Here is a 17287-nt window from a genome sequence, read left to right on the forward strand (position 1 = left end):
TCGGTATTATTTCTTCTGGCACCAGTAATCAAACCTCCTTACCTATTTGAACATATTGCTACTTATACGTGAGCATAACAGGTTTCGTAAATAATCAGACTTTTCCCGGATTTAACTGAAAGAAGGAGAAAGGATGAACTATCCTGCACCGTTGCATGCGCTATCCAGATTTGGTAACTCCATGAATCCGTTATCTCGGGAATCGGTCCGTTCTTTCTCAACAATGCTGATATCTTCAGATCGATCTTCAGTCCGGCCAGACCTCTCTACGAGCGTTGCTGGTACAAGCATGTCAGCCCGGTATAGCATACCGGTACTGTCAAGTTCTGCAAATGAAAAGCCATTCCGCTCTTCAATCCGTACGATCGTTCCTACGGTACCGGTCCTGGGATACCGGACCGGTGTTCCAATATCCATGATGACACTCATGAATCCTTCCTTATCCCCAGAATGCTTAAACCTTCCCTCAAATCAGGCGACAACAGATCCCGCCTGGATCTGATCATCGGTAACTTGGTATTCTTTTCCGGTTGAAACGATCTTGTATGGTCCGGTAGTTGTAACATCACCTATTTTTGCATTGGTTGGATATGGAACCGTGAATGTTCCATTGGTACTCTCCTGCCGGTACACAAAGTTCCGCCCGGTATTCGTCGTCACCGGGATCTCAATAACACCCTCGCCGTGAATAACTGCTCCGGGGACATACTCAAAGATCTTGACATATCTGATATCAGGAAGACTCTCTGGAGATGCACGGGTTGGAGACTCATGAACCAGCCGGTAATGCTGGAGTGCAGGAACCTTGGATACCGGTTCAGTGTAGGCATAATTTACCAGTGCTGTTCCATACTCAGGACCGAGGGAAGAGTTTGAACTCTCCAGCAATGCGGCTCCTGCAGCATACGGCATCTGTGAACCGTTCACAATCACCGGGTCAGAAGTCTTGGAGAATTCAGGTTTCATGTACTGAATATAATGAACCTGCCTGGGTTCAGCCATAGATCCATCAAAATTGTGTAATTTGGAGACCATCGTCTGGTAGTATGGCTCCATGAAGAATGGGAAGTTCTGCCCCGTATTTGGGTTGTCCGGGTTGGGAAGGATAAAATTACGCTGGTAAGGGGCTGCCCCTACATCAGGATTATCCCAGGTTGTCATTGCCCAGAACTTTCCGGTATCCATCTCATAATCAGTGATTACATATCGTGTCTTCAGTTTGTCAAGGATACCAGATGCCTCTGATTCATTAGTCGTAATGAAGTACCGTGCTGCACCAAATTTCCCGTCAACTCCGTACTGGAACGGGTTTGCATTCGGCATCCGTTTCCCCAGGAACGTGATGATATGCCCATAGTCCCACCAGGACATAACACCATAAGCCTGTGCCGGTGGCTTCCATTGGTCTTTCTGGTAAATTGTATAATAGTCAACTCCGGTATCCGGAGTATTATGACCCATCCATTCAGTAGCTTCCCGCCAGTCAGGATTCAGATTGAACGAACCGATCGCCAGATCACGGCCGATGGAATTGTATGTAAAGAGAGCACCGAGAAGAATCACGGCAACCAGAAAGATCATACTACCGGTTGAGACTGACTGACTGTGTGATCTTTTTTGACGCCCCTGATAGGCTTCCTTCTGTTTCCCTCCTTTCAGATGAGCAGAAGGCTCCTCCTTGATCTGACCTGCCCTTTTCTTTTGGATCAGATCAATACCATACCCAATAGAGATTCCTCCAAGCATTGCGGCAGGAACTGCGAGGTAATACTCATATCTGATATGCTGGATGGTTGCGTAGAAAACAACCACAGACCAGATGAGAATAAAAACATACGAGGGACAGAGTTCTTTTCGCAACTTATTCAGCAGAACTCCGATACCTATCACAAACAGGATCAGACTGTACTGGAAGGTTCGCCAGGCATCATCAAATGTCCAGGGTCTCGCTTCCTGAATCGTCTTCCAATGAATTTCCTGACCAAAAAACTGATTCGCATTCGCCAGGAGATAATTAAATAGTTCCGGGGAGAGTAACGCAAGAAGAATGGTACCCAGAACCGTGACTCCCACAAGTGCCAGTATGTAGTGAGTTAGTGACCGGTCTCTGAGTTTCCATGAAAATGCAAAGAGGATCCAGGTACCCAGAATAATCAGGGCATATGCAACCGGATGACCGGTAGTATAGTAATTTAACCCTCCTTCACCATGAACACCGATGATAAAAAATCCGATGATCGCGACCAGAAAGGTCATGGTGTTGACCACAACAGCTGAAGCACCGAGATGTCCGATATACCGCTGAATGATAAACCAGATCGGGGTAAACATCCCTACCAGCAGTGCGAAGAGGATCATGGTTGGCATCAGGGCCAGCCCAAACACATACAACACACCACAGATCAGTCCCAGTACTGCAGGGATCTTCCAGGTCTTCCGATCTTCAATAGTAACCGGATTGCGCCTGCAGTACACAAGGGCACTTACATACCCAAGACAGAAGAGGGTACTAAAGAGAACCTCGCCGATATGATGATCAAAATACCCGTAATAGGATCTGAAAAAAAACTGTCCCGGACATATCGCGATAAAAAATCCGGCTATTAGTCCGGCCTTCCAGTCTGCAACCTTTTTTACCAGGAAGAAGAGAATCGGGACCATAAGGGCAGCCATGACACAGGGAATAAGAAGACAGACTGAAATGATGTCGGGGCGTGCATGAGCTCCGAACAACAGGCATACCGCACTGCTCATGAGTGGAAAGAGCGGACCCCAGTGCATCGGCTGACCCTGAGGGAAATAGGTCATCGGGTCAAACCAGGCAATGTTGGGGAAGTTGGCAAGACACAGTTCAACCCGCCTGAGTTGGTAAGTTGGATCATCCATTCCAACATTTGACAGTACATCAGAGTTACCTGACAGCACAGGTATAATCCTGATAATCAAAGAAAATGCCGTAATTACTAAAAGAACAGCCCCTATCAGGAGCATTTTTGGTTGTTTTAAGATGGAAACACTCATATTATTTCTCCGGGGATTTTTTTCCGTCATCAGAACAGGTGAGGTAACAACGGTTTGCACTATCCATGAAAAAATTCATCTGATCCCGAATGATGTCATCAATCGAATGGCGCACCTGATACCCAAGGTGTTGTATCTTGGTGATATCAGAGAAGAGAATCGGAACTTCTGAGGGACGGAACCGATCTGGATCAAATTGTATCCTGATTTCAGGACCTTCTGTCTTCACCAGTATGCCTTTATCTTCAACACCAAATGAGATCTCATCAGAAAGGATCATCTGATCTATCAACGGTTTCTCAAATGAAACTCCAAAAATTGAGGACTTATCAGAAGATAAAGGGTTTTTCACATGTTTTTCATTTTGGACTGTGGAAATCGCGTGGATGGTATGACCTGAAGCCTCAATGCTGGAGAGCAGATAACTGAGCACTGAAGTGGTTCGGTTTGAGCCCACATTGTACACATCACCATGCTGTCCTTTTCTTGCAATCAGTTGATAACCTTCGATAATATCATCAATATGCGACCAGTCCCTGCAGGCATTCACATTTCCAATGGAGATCTGATCGATCTCACCATGGTTCAGTTGGGTCACCTGGCTGGTTATGACTGAGGTGACAAACTGGTTCCCCCTTCCCGCACCCTCATGATTAAAAGAGCGGGAAACCAGAGTTTTCAGACCATAGGTGTGAAAATAATTTCTAAAAAGGAACTCCCCATAGACTTTACTGGTTGCATAGGGAGACATTGGTCTGAATGGATTGTTCTCAGAGATCGGTAACTCAGGTATCCGGGAAGGTTCAGGAAATACGGATCCGTATTTCGTTTTCAGAAGCGTATACTGCTCTTCTGAACTGATGACAAGACCATACTCTTCACTGGTACCTGCAAACAGCATCACTGGATCTACTTCGTTCTGCCTGACAGCCTCAAGCAGATTCATCGTCCCGATACCATTAATATGAGCAGTTTCAAGAGGATGCGAAAAAGAGCGGGGAACAAATGACTGGGCTGCCAGATGAAAAATGTAGTCAGGCTCTGCTGTTTCTATTGCATGGGTAAGACCGGGAAGATCTTCGAGACTTCCCTCAACATACGTGATGGAATCTTCAATATTATTATGAGCGATATTCTTTGGAATGGCTCCATCAGCACGTCGACGGATGAGGCCATAGACATTCGCCCCTTTGTCCACAAGATTACGGGCAAGATATGAACCTACAAAACCACTAACGCCGGTGATGAGGACGCGTGATTCATCCCACTTCAAGATCACACCATCTCGTGAACCATAAATGCGTGATTATTCAATGCCGGTATGATTAACATGATTCTATCAGCGTATGCACATACGTGGATATTTGTTCTTTAAATAACTTGTAATCAAACCGCGATGCCTGTGCTCGTGATGCTTCTGCATATCTACCTGGATTTCGATCGATCATAGACACCGCCTCCACGATCGAAAGAAGATCCGGTGCCACCAGAAGACCAGTATAACCGTCAATAACGGTCTCCAGATACCCCCCCTCTTTGGTAGCGACAACCGGTTTGCCACATGCCATTGCCTCAAGCGGGGTAAGACCGTAATCCTCATCGATTGCAGTAGTAAGAAATCCACGGCAGGATCCATAGAGTTCAGCGAGTTCAGTGTCACTCACCGCTCCTAAAAATTCTACATTAGAGGGAGCATTTTTGGCAAGATCCTCAAATCCGGGATAGAGTCTCCCGGCAATTTTTAGTTTCTTATCTGGCATTTTTCTGAATGCTTCAACCTGGAGTTCGATTCTTTTCCATTTATCGACCCGGGAGACTGATAACCAGAAATCGTGATACCCACGATTCTGATATTGTTCCATGTGTATTGGAGGATATATTACCGATGCCTTGCGCTGATAAGCCTTCCAGATGCGATTCCTGACATTGTGGGAGATACCGGCAATATGAGTGACATGGTTGATGACAAACCTGCGATCCAGATAACGGAAAAGAGTCAGAACAATACAGAATAACATCCGTTTCATGCGAGGGAGATCAGCAAGAGTCTGATAATACATATCATAGAGTGCCCTCCTGGGAGTGAGCATAACATAACAATGCGGATGATCCCGGCCAAGAAACCGCAGAGCCATGTCATCAGTTACAATGAAGAAATCGTAATCCAATTTCAAAGAACGGAAAAGACGCATCCCGGCTAATTGTTTCAGGGGTTCAACAGGCAAGGAAACATTCAGTGGATGAAACCGTACCTGTTGGGCCCGGGGATACCATTCACCAAGACGAGGATTGTAACTCAGGCACACGATGGTAGCATCAAGCGCTGTTGCCATATCAATAAAGAACCGCTCTGCTCCTCCGGGAACAGCAAAATCCAGGCAGGAAAGAATGGCAATTCTCATACCTGCTCCCGGTTGATCATCAGGGAAATCTCATGATCATATTTCTCTGCAATCGCATCCCACCTGAGCTCAACCGGCACCTGATATCGCTGAAAACCGGCATTATACACCTGCTCCAATGAGCCTGCAAGTGCATGTTCATCATCAGGTTCCACAAAAGTAGTTCCTTCATACCCGGCAAGACTCTCAACTAGTCCACCAACCTTGGAGGCCAAAACCGGAAGACCATATGAGATCCCGATATGAGCAACCCCGCTTTGTGAAGCCCGGGTGTATGGGAGAACGAGTGCATCGGCAGCTGAAAAATAAAGAGGGATCTCCTCATCTGACGCATACTTGTTCAGGAGATGAATGTGGTCTGCTGCAGGAGATCTTGAGACTGCTTCAAGTGATGCATGATCTTCCCATGCTTCACCAACAATGAGGAGGTACGAATTACTCCTAATCTTTTCAGGAAGCAGTTCAAACGCATGGATTAGATTGCTAACCCCCTTATATGGTCTGATCAAACCAAAGAACAGAAAGACAAACCGATCCTGAAGCATCAGACTTTTTTTACAGGTAGTATGATCTAGGATTGCATAGTGATCGTACAGACCATGGGGAATAATCCCAATCTGATTCTCCGAAATATGATAATGTGTAGCGATAAGATGTCGATCATGTTCTGAATGAACCACGTATCTGGATGCCATTCGTCGAATCAGCCTCCCCATAACTCGGGCATACACACGAATCGGACCGACCGAAAACTCCAGTGGATCTACAACTTCATGAAACTCAATCATCACCGGTTTTTTGGCAGTGTTCAGGAGGAGAAGGGCCAGGTACATATGAGCGACACTGGAAGTCCACCATTCCAGAATCACCACATCAGATCTTCGAATCTCCTGTGAACCTCTGAACCAGGTGACAGGATTATACCAGTCAAGAGACTCTTGAACCCTGATACCATCATTAAATTTCAGGGAGGACAACTCGGTTCCAACTCTTCTCCATCCGGGGAAAAGTCTTCGTGGTAGCATATATCTGAAAAGAAGACTCGTAACCTGAAAGTGTTCTGCAAGAGCATTGGAGAGACGGAGAGTGTAATAACTGATTCCAGAAAGGAAACGGGGTGAGGGGCCAACAACCACGATATTACCCTTTTTCATATTAAATATCCCAGAACTCACGCAAATCACTCAACCGTAACACTCTTCGCAAGGTTACGGGGCTTGTCAATCTCCCGCCCTAGATTTGTAGCAGTATGATATGCAAGAAGTTGTAAAATTACCGTTGATGTCAGAATCTGAAGATACAGATGCTCAACTTCAAGTGGTATGAGAACATCCACGAGTTCATACAGCTCGGTATCATCCTTCGAACCGATGGCAATAATCGGGGTTCCTCTGGCTTTCATCTCTTTGAGGTTACCAAGCATTACCGCATATGCAGGCCCAGGCATGCAGATCGCTACTACCGGTGTTTCAGAAGAGAGGAGAGAGAACGGCCCATGCTTAATCTCACCCGCAGCATATGCTTCCGCATGGATATATGAGATCTCTTTCATCTTCAGAGCCCCTTCCATCATCACTGGATAAAAGGATCCCCGCCCCACAAAAAAAATATGGTTTGCAGAACTACAGAGATGAACTGCTTCCCCAAGTTCAAGTTGGAGAACCTTTTTGATCGCAAAACCCGCATGAGAAAGGATCGCATCACAGGCATTACCTGACAGGAGATTAACAACCTGCAGGAGAATCCCGAGTTGTGCAATAAATGACTTTGTTGCAGCAACACTGATCTCAGGTCCTGCCTGCATCAGGATGGTCGCATCTGCGTGCCGGGTGATTGTACTATTCAGTACATTTGTAATCGCGATCGTCGGTACATTATTACAATTACCCTTTTTTATTGCAGAAAGGGTATCTGCAGTCTCACCTGACTGTGATATACCGATAATGAGATCACCAAAAGGTATTGAATTATATTTATATTCTGAACCCAGTTCGACCCGGACAGGGATACCACAGGTTGATTCTATCAGATATCTGAAGATAAACCCTGCATGGTATGAACTTCCACAGGCAACCACCGTGATCGATCGGGTATCACGAAAGAAAGATGGAAGTGATTGAGGAGTAAGAGAGTGAATCGCCCGGTTGATCACATCAGGCTGCTCATATATCTCTTTGAGCATGAAATGAGCAAATCCACCTTTTTGAACAGTATCGGGAGTCCATTGGATCTCCTGAACCTGTCTATCCTGAATAATAGACCCCTGATATATCATGTGCGTATCAGGATGAATTTCAGCAATATCACCATCCTCAAGATAGATAACCCGGTTGGTGTATTCAAGGAGGGGAGTGATGTCAGATGCGGCAAAGAGTTCATTATCACCGATTCCCAACACAAGAGGGCTTTGGTTCCTCGCTGCAACGATACAATTATCATCTTCTGATATTGCCAGGATTGCATAAGACCCTTCAAGTTTTTCTACGATCCTGGACATCGCCTCAAGCAGATTACCTTCATACGCATCCTCAAGAAGATGGGGGATGACTTCAGTGTCAGTTTCAGATCTAAAGGTATGGCCACGACTAATAAGATCCCGTTTCAGTACAGCATAATTTTCAATGATGCCGTTGTGGACAACGACTATCCTACCTTTACAATCGAGATGGGGATGTGCATTGATATCAGAAGGAATTCCATGAGTAGCCCAACGGGTATGCCCAATTCCACAGATTCCCTGCAATGCTGATGCGTCAGGTAAAATATTAGAGACGTTCCCTTTTTTTTTATAAATTGAAATCCCGTCAGAACGGGTTGCAACTCCATAACTATCGTAGCCCCGGTACTCCAGTTGTTTCAGGCAATCCAGTAACACCGGAGCAGCTTGCCGGTATCCAATGTACCCCACTATCCCACACAATTCACATCACCCTGGTGTGATCTGGAATTACTTTTGAACGAAGGCGTAGAGGACCATTGTTACCATCAATCTGACAATCATTGCCAACGATACTGTTTTCATATATAATCATCGGGGAAGAGACGACTCCGTTCCCCATGATAACTCCGCAGGATGAACGCACCGCTTCATCGCCCATCTCAATAATGCCAGAACCGGGTTTAATGATCGTATGTTCACCAAGGGTACATGCTTCTCCCATTACTGCAGAAGTTACCGTTGAATGAGATGCAATAATGCAATCATCCATTACCAGAGAGTCACCCAGAACTGAAAACGGTTCAATTACCACCCGGGATCCAATACTAGTATCGGGATTGATCACCACATTCGAACTGATCACACAGTCATCCCCAATGACGGTAGGTCCCCGGATCACACAGTGGGGCCCGATTACCGAACCTCTGCCGATAGAAACCACCCCTTCGATGATAGCACCTGCACTGATTGTCCCCGCTCGGGAGGAGGATGTTTGCCGCAACAGCCTGCTATTCATGCTCAAAAGATCCCAGGGATAGATGGCATCCTGCCATTCAAGGGCATACACTGCTGCAATGGGATTTCCTTTTGAGATGATGGTATTTATGGCATCAGTCAGGTTGAATTCAGTCATATCTGCAAGGAATGCGTGTTTGAGATAATACACCCCACAACTGACAGTCATTCGGTTTGCATGAGCAGGCTTTTCAATAATCCCCTTCACAAGCCCATCTTCGATTTGGACAACTCCGAAATTTGAGGGATGAATGTGAGTGGTGATGAGCATTGAATTTGAGATTTGTAACAACTCTTTCAACGAGAGGGGATCAACATAATTGTCGCCAGGCAATACGAGCAGATCATCTGATATGAGATCCCTAGCACAGAATAATGCATGACCGGTCCCAAGTTGATCCTTCTGTTCTACTACTCTCACCTGGACCGGGAGCCTGATAAGATGCTGCATAACCTGCTCCTTACGGTACCCGACAACTACAATGATGTCACGGATCCCACATTTGAGCAGTGAATCAACAAGGTGCTCAAGAATCGGGCGGTTTCCAACCGGGATTAACGCTTTGGGGCGATTCTGGGTCAAGGGTCTGAGTCTGGTTCCTTCACCTGCCGCAAGAATAACAGCCTGTACGGTCATCGTTTCACCACCGAGTCATCACTGATAACCCCCTCAACAAAGGTATGAGGTGCTATCCGACACCGGTTACCTATCACGGAACCGACATTCACCGAGCAGTTTATCCCGAAAAGAACATCATCACCGATAATAGCACCGAATTTTTTCCTACGGGTACTTACTCCGCCCACGGAGATGTGTTTTTTATCGTGACGAAGATTGGCAATTTTTGTTCCTGCTCCGAAGTTACACCCACTGGCGATCACACTATCTCCCACGTAATTGAAGTGGGGAATATTCGTGTTGCTCATCACGATTGAATTCTTAAGTTCAATACTATGACCAATGTGACAATTGTCTCCGATAGCGGTTGCTCCCCGGATGTAGGCATGAGGACCTACCCGACAGTTTATTCCAATAATACAGGGGCCTTCAATATATGTTCCCGACTTAACGATCGTTCCTTTTCCAACCTGAACAGGCCCCTTGATCACAACACCATCTTCAATCTCACCTTCAACCAGAGATGAGAGAGAGGCAAGAAAAACCTCATTTGCATTCAGCAGATCCCATGGGGATCCAAGATCAACCCATGAGGAGAGAGTTACTGCATGCAACCTCCCTTCTCTGATGAACGGCTCCAACGCATCTGTCAGTTCAAGTTCTCCCCGGGGGGATGGGCTGATCTGATCCAGATAGGTACCGATCTCACGATTCAACAGGTACAATCCTGCGTTGATTAGATTAGTTTTTGGTTTATCGCTTTTTTCTTCAAGACCAGTTACAATTCCGTTTTCTATCGTGACAACACCAAAATCCTGTGGGTGCTCAGACTGGCAGATACCCATTGCAGGAACTGGAGATGAGAGAATATTTCTGATGTCATCAAGGGAGAGGATCATATCTCCATTCAACAGCAGGAAAGATCCGGTGATATGGGACATTGTACTCATCACTGCATCTCCGGTCCCCCGCTGGCGTTTCTGTGTCACATACCTGATGGTGACTCCAAAGGGGGATCCATCACCAAAGTGATGGCGGACTGCTGCTTCCTCATATCCCACTACCAGAATTACCTCACTAATCCCTGCATCCCGTACTGTGCAGATCAGATGCTCTAGCATTGGACGGTTTGCAACAGGCAGCATCACCTTTGGACGGGAACCTGTAAGCGGCCTCATCCGTTTCCCTTCACCAGCAGCCAGTATCACACACTGAACCATTAGATCTTTCCTTGTATTGCCATACGAACTAGTTTTTCCCCTTGATCCAGCATTTTTTGAGCATACTCATGCGTTCGCCCTTCTGCAGTGAACCGAATTTTTGGTTCAGTCCCGCTTGCCCTGACCAGACACCAGCCATCATCTTCTTCCAGACGGAGACCATCGGTCGGATTTACAGCCCCAAGGGCATACAGGATCTCATGAGACTGATCCAGATCCAGAGAGTGCCGAAGGATTGGATAGTGAGGGATCGATGCGATCTCTTCTGCAATATTCCACTCTCCTGCCATCTCACAGAAGAGCCCGGCAGCATATGGACCGTCTGGACAGTACGAGATTCGGGGAAAGATCCATGCTCCGGATGGTTCTCCCCCGAAATCCCCCCACTGAACCAGTTGTTCAGATACAAATGCATCTCCGACCGGAGTTCTTCTTACTTCTGCAACCTCTTCTACTGCCATTGATGCATCATAGGTAGTAACCACCCGCTTTGCCCCCAGATATTTTGCAAAAAGGATGAGCAGGATATCTCCAGGAATGTAGGCACCGGTATTATCAAAAGCCATCATCCGGTCAGCATCCCCGTCATGCACGACCGCACACCGGGCATGGGTTTTTCTGATCAATGATGGGATATATGGAAGATTCTCCTGAAGTGGCTCTGATGGACGTGAAAACCTTCCTGCAGGGTTGGCATTTATAGATAGAACTGACGCTCCTGCATCACCCAATAACTGTGGAGTAAGTGCACAACCAGCCCCATTTCCACAATCAAGAATTACCGGGAGTTTTTCCTGTACCTCTATATTTTGAAGGATGGTTTCCCGATGAGGAGTAAGAGGATCATACTCTTTCAATACGCCCTGATTAAGCCAGTTAGCAGAGGAAAGAGAGGAGAGAGCATCTTCAACCTCATCCTGTTGACATGTTTTGAAGGAGGAACCATCCGGATTAAAAAGTTTCAGCCCGTTATAGGGATCAGGATTATGCGAAGCAGTTACCATACAGGCTGCTTGCGTAAAACGACAATTATATGCAATTGAAGGTGTGGGGGCTACACCACCAATATAAACATCAGCTCCGGCACTACACACGCCCGCAATAAACGAGTTGGATAGGGCAGGACCGGTTGTTCTGCAGTCCCTTCCAACAAGGACTGAGTTAACCTTATTTCCCACCGCTATTCCCACCTGAAGAGCAAGACTCATAAGATCCTGATCATAGAGGCGGCGAATACCTGAAGAGCCAAAGAGCATAGTACTGATCAGGTACGCGGTCTAACCATTAGATATTCGTCCTGCCATATGGGCAGTAATGACAACTATGAGTAAGAACCGCAACCCCGGCAGTAGAGGGGCCGACAAAGAGATATTTTTCACCTGGCTCTTCAGGAATAAACCCGTGCTCATCGCTGATCATCCCATCAGCTGAGACCAGAATAACATCTGCTTCCTCCGGGGACGCTACCAGTTGTGATGAAAACCGATCACGAACGTTATCCATCGTACCACAGCACCATATCTTCTTTCCTGCAAGGAGAGACTCAAGTTCTTTCATACATGAGATGTGAGATTCAGGAAGACAAGCATGCAATTTGCGTGATGTACACAGAAAACCGGTTAATGCGTTGAGAATTCCGGCAGCTGCTGAACGCAACGCAGGTTTTCCGAGAGATGCCCCAAACATAAACGAGGGTTTTGTTGTTATTCGAACCGGATCATCAGTTGCGATACCTGCAGATCGTCCCCCAAACGTAACCCGGAGAAGAGCACCACGTTCATGTGCACATCGCACAACTTCACTTTCCTGCTCCAGGATTACCGGATTATCAGAGATGCCACAATCTTCCACCATGGACTCAATCAATGTAACTGCTTTGTTAATAATATGCATAAATATCCTTTTTTACTGGATCATTACCTTATTCATCAGGCTGACCTTGAAGAGTATCCTTACGTATTCCATCCATATTCTCCAATCAGGGGAACAAACCTGACACCTTCAAATCGTTCAGTTAATATCCCCTGAAATTTTTTTGTCAGACGTATGAGTTCCTGTATTTGTGCTGTTCCAACCGGAGCAACAAGCCTGCCATCATCTGCAAGCTGCTGCATTAGCGGAGGAGGAATTGCAGGAGTCGCTGCGGTTATGATGATCCCATCATACGGGGCCATATCTTCCCACCCGAGGGTTCCATCAGTGACAAATACCGTAACGTTTTGGATCCGGGCTCGCTGAAGATTCTCTCTGGCTCCTTCTGCCAGAGCAGGTATTCGTTCAAGACTGATCACTTTGGTACCCATTGTTGCTAGTACTGCTGCCTGATAACCGGTACCGGTTCCAATCTCGAGCACCTGATCTCCTACATCCGGTGCTAATAGTTCTGTCATCCTGGCAACAATGTAGGGTTGCGAGATTGTTTGATCATGACCTATTGGAATCGGATAGTCATGATATGCCAGATGTGTGAACTTTTCGGGTACAAAGAGATGGCGGGGGATCTGCTCCATTGCCGAAAGAACGCTCTGACTCTTTACACCACGGGAACGTATCTGGGTCTTGACCATATCCATTCTCTCCCCCGCCCTTCCCGGATCCATGAATATCAGAATCCCGACTTCTCTGCAGCGTCAATGGCTGCATTGATCTGGTCCTGCAGGACATCAGGAAGACCTTCGACCCTTACATCGAGAAATCCCCTGATGATCGTTGCCGTTGCGGTCTCTTCATCAAGGCCACGTGCCATCAGGTATTCAATCTCGTCTTTTGCGATCTTTCCAACCGCTGCTTCATGGGACAATTCGGTGTCAACGACTTCACCCCGGATCTCAGGAATTGCATGAATCGTTCCGTCTTTTAAGATTAATCCTTTGCATTCGATGTGCCCACGGGTTCCTTTTACCTTTCCCTGAATCATTCCACGCGAGAAGATAAATCCACCAGTGGTTATGGCACGAGTCAGAAGTTCAGCACTCGTTCCGTGGGCATTCAGGTTGACCGTAGACCCAAGATCCAGAAGTGAACCTGACGGGGCGACAACCACACTCGAAAACCTGCCTACTGCATTCTCTCCATTGAGGTGACAAACCGGAGACATCTGTATCTTTCGTACTGGTTCCATACAGACATAATTTGAAAGAAATACACCATTTTCTTCAACAATGGAAGCACTCCGGGGATAGACTGCGATATTTTTTCCCCAGTTATGGATCATGGTTGAGGTGACTTTGGCTCCTTTGCCTACATAAAACTCAGTGACACCGATATGAGTGCCACTACTGCGTGCCGATGCCGAGGTGCAGCCAGAGATGATATGAAGTTCTGATCCCTCCTCAGCGATGATAATATTGTGTACATGCTGCACTGGAGAATCAGACATCAACAGACAGGCCTGCAGCGGATAAACACTTTTTGTCCCTTTCTTCGCGATGATGACAAAACCGCGGGGGTCCTGCTGGGCAGCCACGTACCGGGTAAATTTGTCTTTATCCTTTGATACTACCTTCCAAACATAATCCTGTACCCAAGGGTACTGTTGAAGCGCTTTGCCTAACGTCAGAAACTCAATACCACTGCAGTCGGAGGTGACATGACAGACATCCTGATCCTTCTGAAAGAAGCTTCCCGAACGGTTTTTCATATCGACTTCCAGACCGGTCAGGGCAAGCCGCCGTTGATCTTCTGGTGACAGATCAGTCATCTGTATTTTTTCAGGCATAATCCTCCAAAGTTATCAATTATCGGGTCCCCTGTGATGATGTAATCAGGGGAACTGGACGATTAATCTTATTCATGTTCTGAGAGGCATGGGCTAAATACATACGCTGGCGGGTCGTCCATCAATCCATATGGATCAGTTCAGGGATCGATGCAACTGACTGAACTATGTGAGTAGGTTGTACATGTGAACTCTCCAAATCCTTAGCATTGTACTTTCCTGTCCGGACCAGTGCACCCTGAAGTCCGCATGCCATCGCACCCCCAACATCAGTGTTGATATCATCTCCTATCATCAGCGTTGTCTCGGGTTCTGCCCCCATACTCGCGAGTGCTTCTCTGAAAAAATCAGGAGATGGTTTTCCCATGAGAAGAGCTGACTTCCCGGATGCAAATTCCAATCCTTTAATAAAGGCACCTGCACCGAGTGAGAGGCCATCAGCATCCATCCAGTATCGATCTTTTTCAAGGGCAATAAGTTCGGCTCCTGCCATAATCTGGCGGAATACCAGGTTTATTGAATCATAAGTAAATTGATCTCCTGCATCACCAACGACGACCACATCTGCATCAGGGGTAAGAGATATTCCTGCATTTACAAAATCTTCTTTGAGATCATCACTGACCAGGAGGGTGCATGATATATGATACCGATTTTTCAGGTACTGGATTGCTGCTCCTGCAGGAGTGATGATCTGTGTCTCCTGAACCGGCAGATTCAGGCGTTTGAGCTTTTCAAGGACCGTTTTCCGTGATTTCCGGGTCCCGTTGGAGATAAACCGATATGGGATCTTCTCCTGCTGCAGAAACCTAATTGCATCAGTAGCACCTGCAATAGGCTCCATCCCAGTGAATAGTGTCCCATCAATATCAAAAAGGACAGCGTGGACAAGCATGATAGAACTTTATCTTCAGAATACCTTTGAAGTTCTCTGGATCGATAGGGAGAGAGATGAGAAATTATAATAAGATGTAAGTCCCACGTTGTAAAGCATCTGCATCGATGGTCTAGAGGCATGACTTTGGCCTTCCAAGCCAATAGCTCGGGTTCAATTCCCGATCGATGCATTGTAACAACGAGTTCAATTCGTTGCTAACCTTTTTTAAGACCCGGATCATAACTCGCGTATGTCATCATGCGTCCCCGTTTTCACTGACAATGATCGCTTTTGCGGCGTCAAAGCCGAATATCAGGACCGTGCACTCGCTCATGCACTTGAAAGCGGCAGGATTACACCAGATGACTCATGCCTGATCTCCTCATTCGTAGCTGAACGGAGGATCACCGGGGGCATCAGCAGAAAACGGATCCTCAAACTCGTCTCCTGCCTCATCACCATCCGGAGGTTCATCCCACCCTATCGTGAACTCACCCTCCATACACTATACCGCGGAGTGGATCTGATCCAGACCTCTGAGTCATCCAGGGGAAGACCATTCTCTCAGAACACAAAGATCGACCTGATCGCAACCATCAAGCTCTTCTCACTGTGGCTCCTCGAGACCGAAGTGATCACCATCCCGGAGAAGAAGATCAGAGCCATCAAGACACCCAAGAAACTCCCGACCAAGACCGCCGCTGACATCCTGACCGGGGATGAGATCGAAGCCCTGATCTCTGGATGTCAGACATCCCGGGATCGTGCCTTACTCATGACCATGTACGAAGGAGGGTTCAGGGTCGGAGAACTCGGAACGATGAAATGGGGGGCGCTGAAGTTTGATGGAACCGGGGTTATCGTTAATGTCACGTTCAAGACCGGAAAGCCCCGGTATATCCGTCTGGTCATGGCAAAGGAACACCTGATCAAATGGAAGAGCGACTACCCGGAACAGGTGACAGACGAATCTCTGGTCTTCCTCAATGAACGACGCAGACCTATGACCCATGCAGCCATATACCGGCAGCTCGGGCGACTCTGCATGAGGGTTGGGATCACGAAACATATCACCCCCCATATCTTCAGACACTCCCGGATCACCCATCTTATCCAGCAGGGGGTTGGCGAGTCGGTCATCAAACTCATGATGTGGGGATCGATCGACTCAAAGATGTTCATCAACTACGCCCACCTGACCGGAACCGATATCGACCGGGAGATCTTCAAACTCTATGGGATTGAGCCAAGTGCAGCCCAGGTACAGGAAAAGTGTCTCGAACCTAAAGTATGTCCTCACTGCAAGGAGATGAACAGTCCGGTGTCCGCATACTGTCATCTCTGTGGTCAGGCACTTAACGAAGAAGCCCAGTATTCAGCAGATAAATTTATGGAATATATGCTTAATCATCGGGATCTCATGATAAACTTTTTGAATCGGCATTCGCCCCCACAGTAGTCATTTAACCCAACCCTTTTATTATCTCGGATCCTTCTGTGTTAGGATCACATTCGAGTGGTGAAACCATTATTTCCACAGGAGCGAAGCCTGTGATCACTGAAGAGGAGATGCAGGCATATGAACGCAGGACCGGGTTTTATGGGTTCGGCGAGTATCTGGAATCGATCGGTGAAATTCGCATAATTCGAGGCGAAACATGCTAAACTCAAGAATAGATAAACCCCGCTCAAACATTCTGAATCTTGGCGGACACGGAAGTCGGGCGGGGGTATGCTACTCGTATAATGTTCTGAGCTCATCATTCTTTCTGTCACCCGGAGGCGGTCAGTATGGGATGCGGTAACGGGAATACCGGTGAATGCTGCTGTAAATCAGATTCGTCGCATACCTGTTCCTGCTCGCATTCTCACACCAAGCAGACCACCCAGGGGGAAGACAGAGATGATAGAAAGTAGCCATCAGGCCCGCTCTGTCTTTTTTGGTGCTGCTACCCAGCTTAATTCAGAGGGATACA

At 47.0% G+C, this 17287-nt stretch carries 14 protein-coding genes and 1 tRNA gene; 2 read left to right on the forward strand and 13 right to left on the reverse strand.

Annotated elements, in window-relative coordinates; genetic code table 11:
• Positions 1-138: 138 nt before the first annotated feature.
• The 13 genes from LUQ50_RS13640 to LUQ50_RS13700 all read right to left on the reverse strand — a co-directional run bounded on the left by LUQ50_RS13640 (position 139) and on the right by LUQ50_RS13700 (position 15329).
• Positions 139-429 carry a DUF2098 domain-containing protein gene (locus tag LUQ50_RS13640; protein ID WP_300040586.1) on the reverse strand — a complete coding sequence of 97 codons (291 nt, stop codon included), beginning with the start codon at positions 427-429 and terminating at the stop codon, positions 139-141.
• Positions 430-471: 42 nt separating this feature from the next.
• On the reverse strand, positions 472-3021 hold the full coding sequence (locus LUQ50_RS13645) for an oligosaccharyl transferase, archaeosortase A system-associated (protein WP_300040588.1): 2550 nt from the start codon (positions 3019-3021) through the stop codon (positions 472-474).
• A gap of 1 nt (position 3022) precedes the next feature.
• The gene (locus LUQ50_RS13650) at positions 3023-4294 is read right to left on the reverse strand and encodes a GDP-mannose 4,6-dehydratase (RefSeq protein ID WP_300040590.1); all 1272 of its coding nucleotides are present in this window, start codon (positions 4292-4294) and stop codon (positions 3023-3025) included.
• A 52-nt stretch (positions 4295-4346) separates the two neighbouring features.
• Positions 4347-5423, reverse strand: coding sequence for a glycosyltransferase (locus LUQ50_RS13655; protein ID WP_300040592.1), 1077 nt, complete (start codon positions 5421-5423; stop codon positions 4347-4349).
• Positions 5420-6577, reverse strand: coding sequence for a glycosyltransferase (locus tag LUQ50_RS13660; RefSeq protein ID WP_300040594.1), 1158 nt, complete (start codon positions 6575-6577; stop codon positions 5420-5422). Before LUQ50_RS13660 ends, LUQ50_RS13655 begins: the two co-directional genes overlap by 4 nt.
• Positions 6578-6603: 26 nt before the next feature.
• On the reverse strand, positions 6604-8343 hold the full coding sequence (glmS, locus tag LUQ50_RS13665) for a glutamine--fructose-6-phosphate transaminase (isomerizing) (RefSeq protein WP_300040596.1): 1740 nt from the start codon (positions 8341-8343) through the stop codon (positions 6604-6606).
• A gap of 1 nt (position 8344) precedes the next feature.
• Positions 8345-9514, reverse strand: a complete 1170-nt coding sequence (locus LUQ50_RS13670; protein ID WP_300040598.1) for a sugar phosphate nucleotidyltransferase — start codon at positions 9512-9514, stop codon at positions 8345-8347.
• Entirely contained in the window at positions 9511-10716 is a 1206-nt protein-coding gene (gene glmU / locus LUQ50_RS13675; protein ID WP_300040600.1) for a bifunctional sugar-1-phosphate nucleotidylyltransferase/acetyltransferase, read from the reverse strand. Before glmU ends, LUQ50_RS13670 begins: the two co-directional genes overlap by 4 nt.
• Positions 10716-11972, reverse strand: a complete 1257-nt coding sequence (locus LUQ50_RS13680; protein ID WP_300040602.1) for a phosphopentomutase/phosphoglucosamine mutase — start codon at positions 11970-11972, stop codon at positions 10716-10718. Before LUQ50_RS13680 ends, glmU begins: the two co-directional genes overlap by 1 nt.
• 28 nt (positions 11973-12000) lie before the next feature.
• Positions 12001-12609, reverse strand: a complete 609-nt coding sequence (locus LUQ50_RS13685; RefSeq protein WP_300040604.1) for a hypothetical protein — start codon at positions 12607-12609, stop codon at positions 12001-12003.
• 59 nt (positions 12610-12668) lie between these two features.
• Positions 12669-13289 (reverse strand): protein-L-isoaspartate(D-aspartate) O-methyltransferase, encoded by a 621-nt coding sequence (locus LUQ50_RS13690; RefSeq protein ID WP_300040606.1) that lies wholly within the window; start codon positions 13287-13289, stop codon positions 12669-12671.
• A gap of 32 nt (positions 13290-13321) precedes the next feature.
• Positions 13322-14434, reverse strand: a complete 1113-nt coding sequence (locus tag LUQ50_RS13695) for a SufD family Fe-S cluster assembly protein (RefSeq protein ID WP_300040608.1) — start codon at positions 14432-14434, stop codon at positions 13322-13324.
• A gap of 121 nt (positions 14435-14555) precedes the next feature.
• Positions 14556-15329, reverse strand: a complete 774-nt coding sequence (locus LUQ50_RS13700) for a TIGR01458 family HAD-type hydrolase (RefSeq protein WP_300040610.1) — start codon at positions 15327-15329, stop codon at positions 14556-14558.
• Positions 15330-15430: 101 nt separating this feature from the next.
• On the opposite strand from LUQ50_RS13700, the gene LUQ50_RS13705 reads away from it, so the two are divergent.
• Positions 15431-15501, forward strand: a tRNA-Gly gene (locus LUQ50_RS13705).
• 60 nt (positions 15502-15561) lie between these two features.
• A complete protein-coding gene (locus LUQ50_RS13710) occupies positions 15562-16770 on the forward strand; it encodes a site-specific integrase (RefSeq protein WP_300040612.1) in 1209 nt (402 codons plus the stop codon).
• Positions 16771-17287: the final 517 nt, after the last annotated feature.

Origin of the sequence: Methanospirillum sp. (genome assembly GCF_028679455.1) — an archaeon.
Classification (GTDB): Archaea; Halobacteriota; Methanomicrobia; order Methanomicrobiales; family Methanospirillaceae; genus Methanospirillum.

Bases quoted from the DNA above. Each gene is read 5' to 3' on its own strand.
- LUQ50_RS13680 (WP_300040602.1), bottom strand. From the start codon at position 11,972: ATGCTCTTTGGCTCTTCAGGTATTCGCCGCCTCTATGATCAGGATCTT.
- LUQ50_RS13670 (WP_300040598.1), bottom strand. From the start codon at position 9,514: ATGACCGTACAGGCTGTTATTCTTGCGGCAGGTGAAGGAACCAGACTC.
- LUQ50_RS13695 (WP_300040608.1), bottom strand. From the start codon at position 14,434: ATGCCTGAAAAAATACAGATGACTGATCTGTCACCAGAAGATCAACGG.
- LUQ50_RS13710 (WP_300040612.1), top strand. From the start codon at position 15,562: ATGTCATCATGCGTCCCCGTTTTCACTGACAATGATCGCTTTTGCGGC.
- LUQ50_RS13700 (WP_300040610.1), bottom strand. From the start codon at position 15,329: ATGCTTGTCCACGCTGTCCTTTTTGATATTGATGGGACACTATTCACT.
- LUQ50_RS13685 (WP_300040604.1), bottom strand. From the start codon at position 12,609: ATGCATATTATTAACAAAGCAGTTACATTGATTGAGTCCATGGTGGAA.
- LUQ50_RS13640 (WP_300040586.1), bottom strand. From the start codon at position 429: ATGAGTGTCATCATGGATATTGGAACACCGGTCCGGTATCCCAGGACC.
- glmU (WP_300040600.1), bottom strand. From the start codon at position 10,716: ATGGTTCAGTGTGTGATACTGGCTGCTGGTGAAGGGAAACGGATGAGG.
- LUQ50_RS13645 (WP_300040588.1), bottom strand. From the start codon at position 3,021: ATGAGTGTTTCCATCTTAAAACAACCAAAAATGCTCCTGATAGGGGCT.
- LUQ50_RS13655 (WP_300040592.1), bottom strand. From the start codon at position 5,423: ATGAGAATTGCCATTCTTTCCTGCCTGGATTTTGCTGTTCCCGGAGGA.
- LUQ50_RS13660 (WP_300040594.1), bottom strand. From the start codon at position 6,577: ATGAAAAAGGGTAATATCGTGGTTGTTGGCCCCTCACCCCGTTTCCTT.
- LUQ50_RS13690 (WP_300040606.1), bottom strand. From the start codon at position 13,289: ATGGATATGGTCAAGACCCAGATACGTTCCCGTGGTGTAAAGAGTCAG.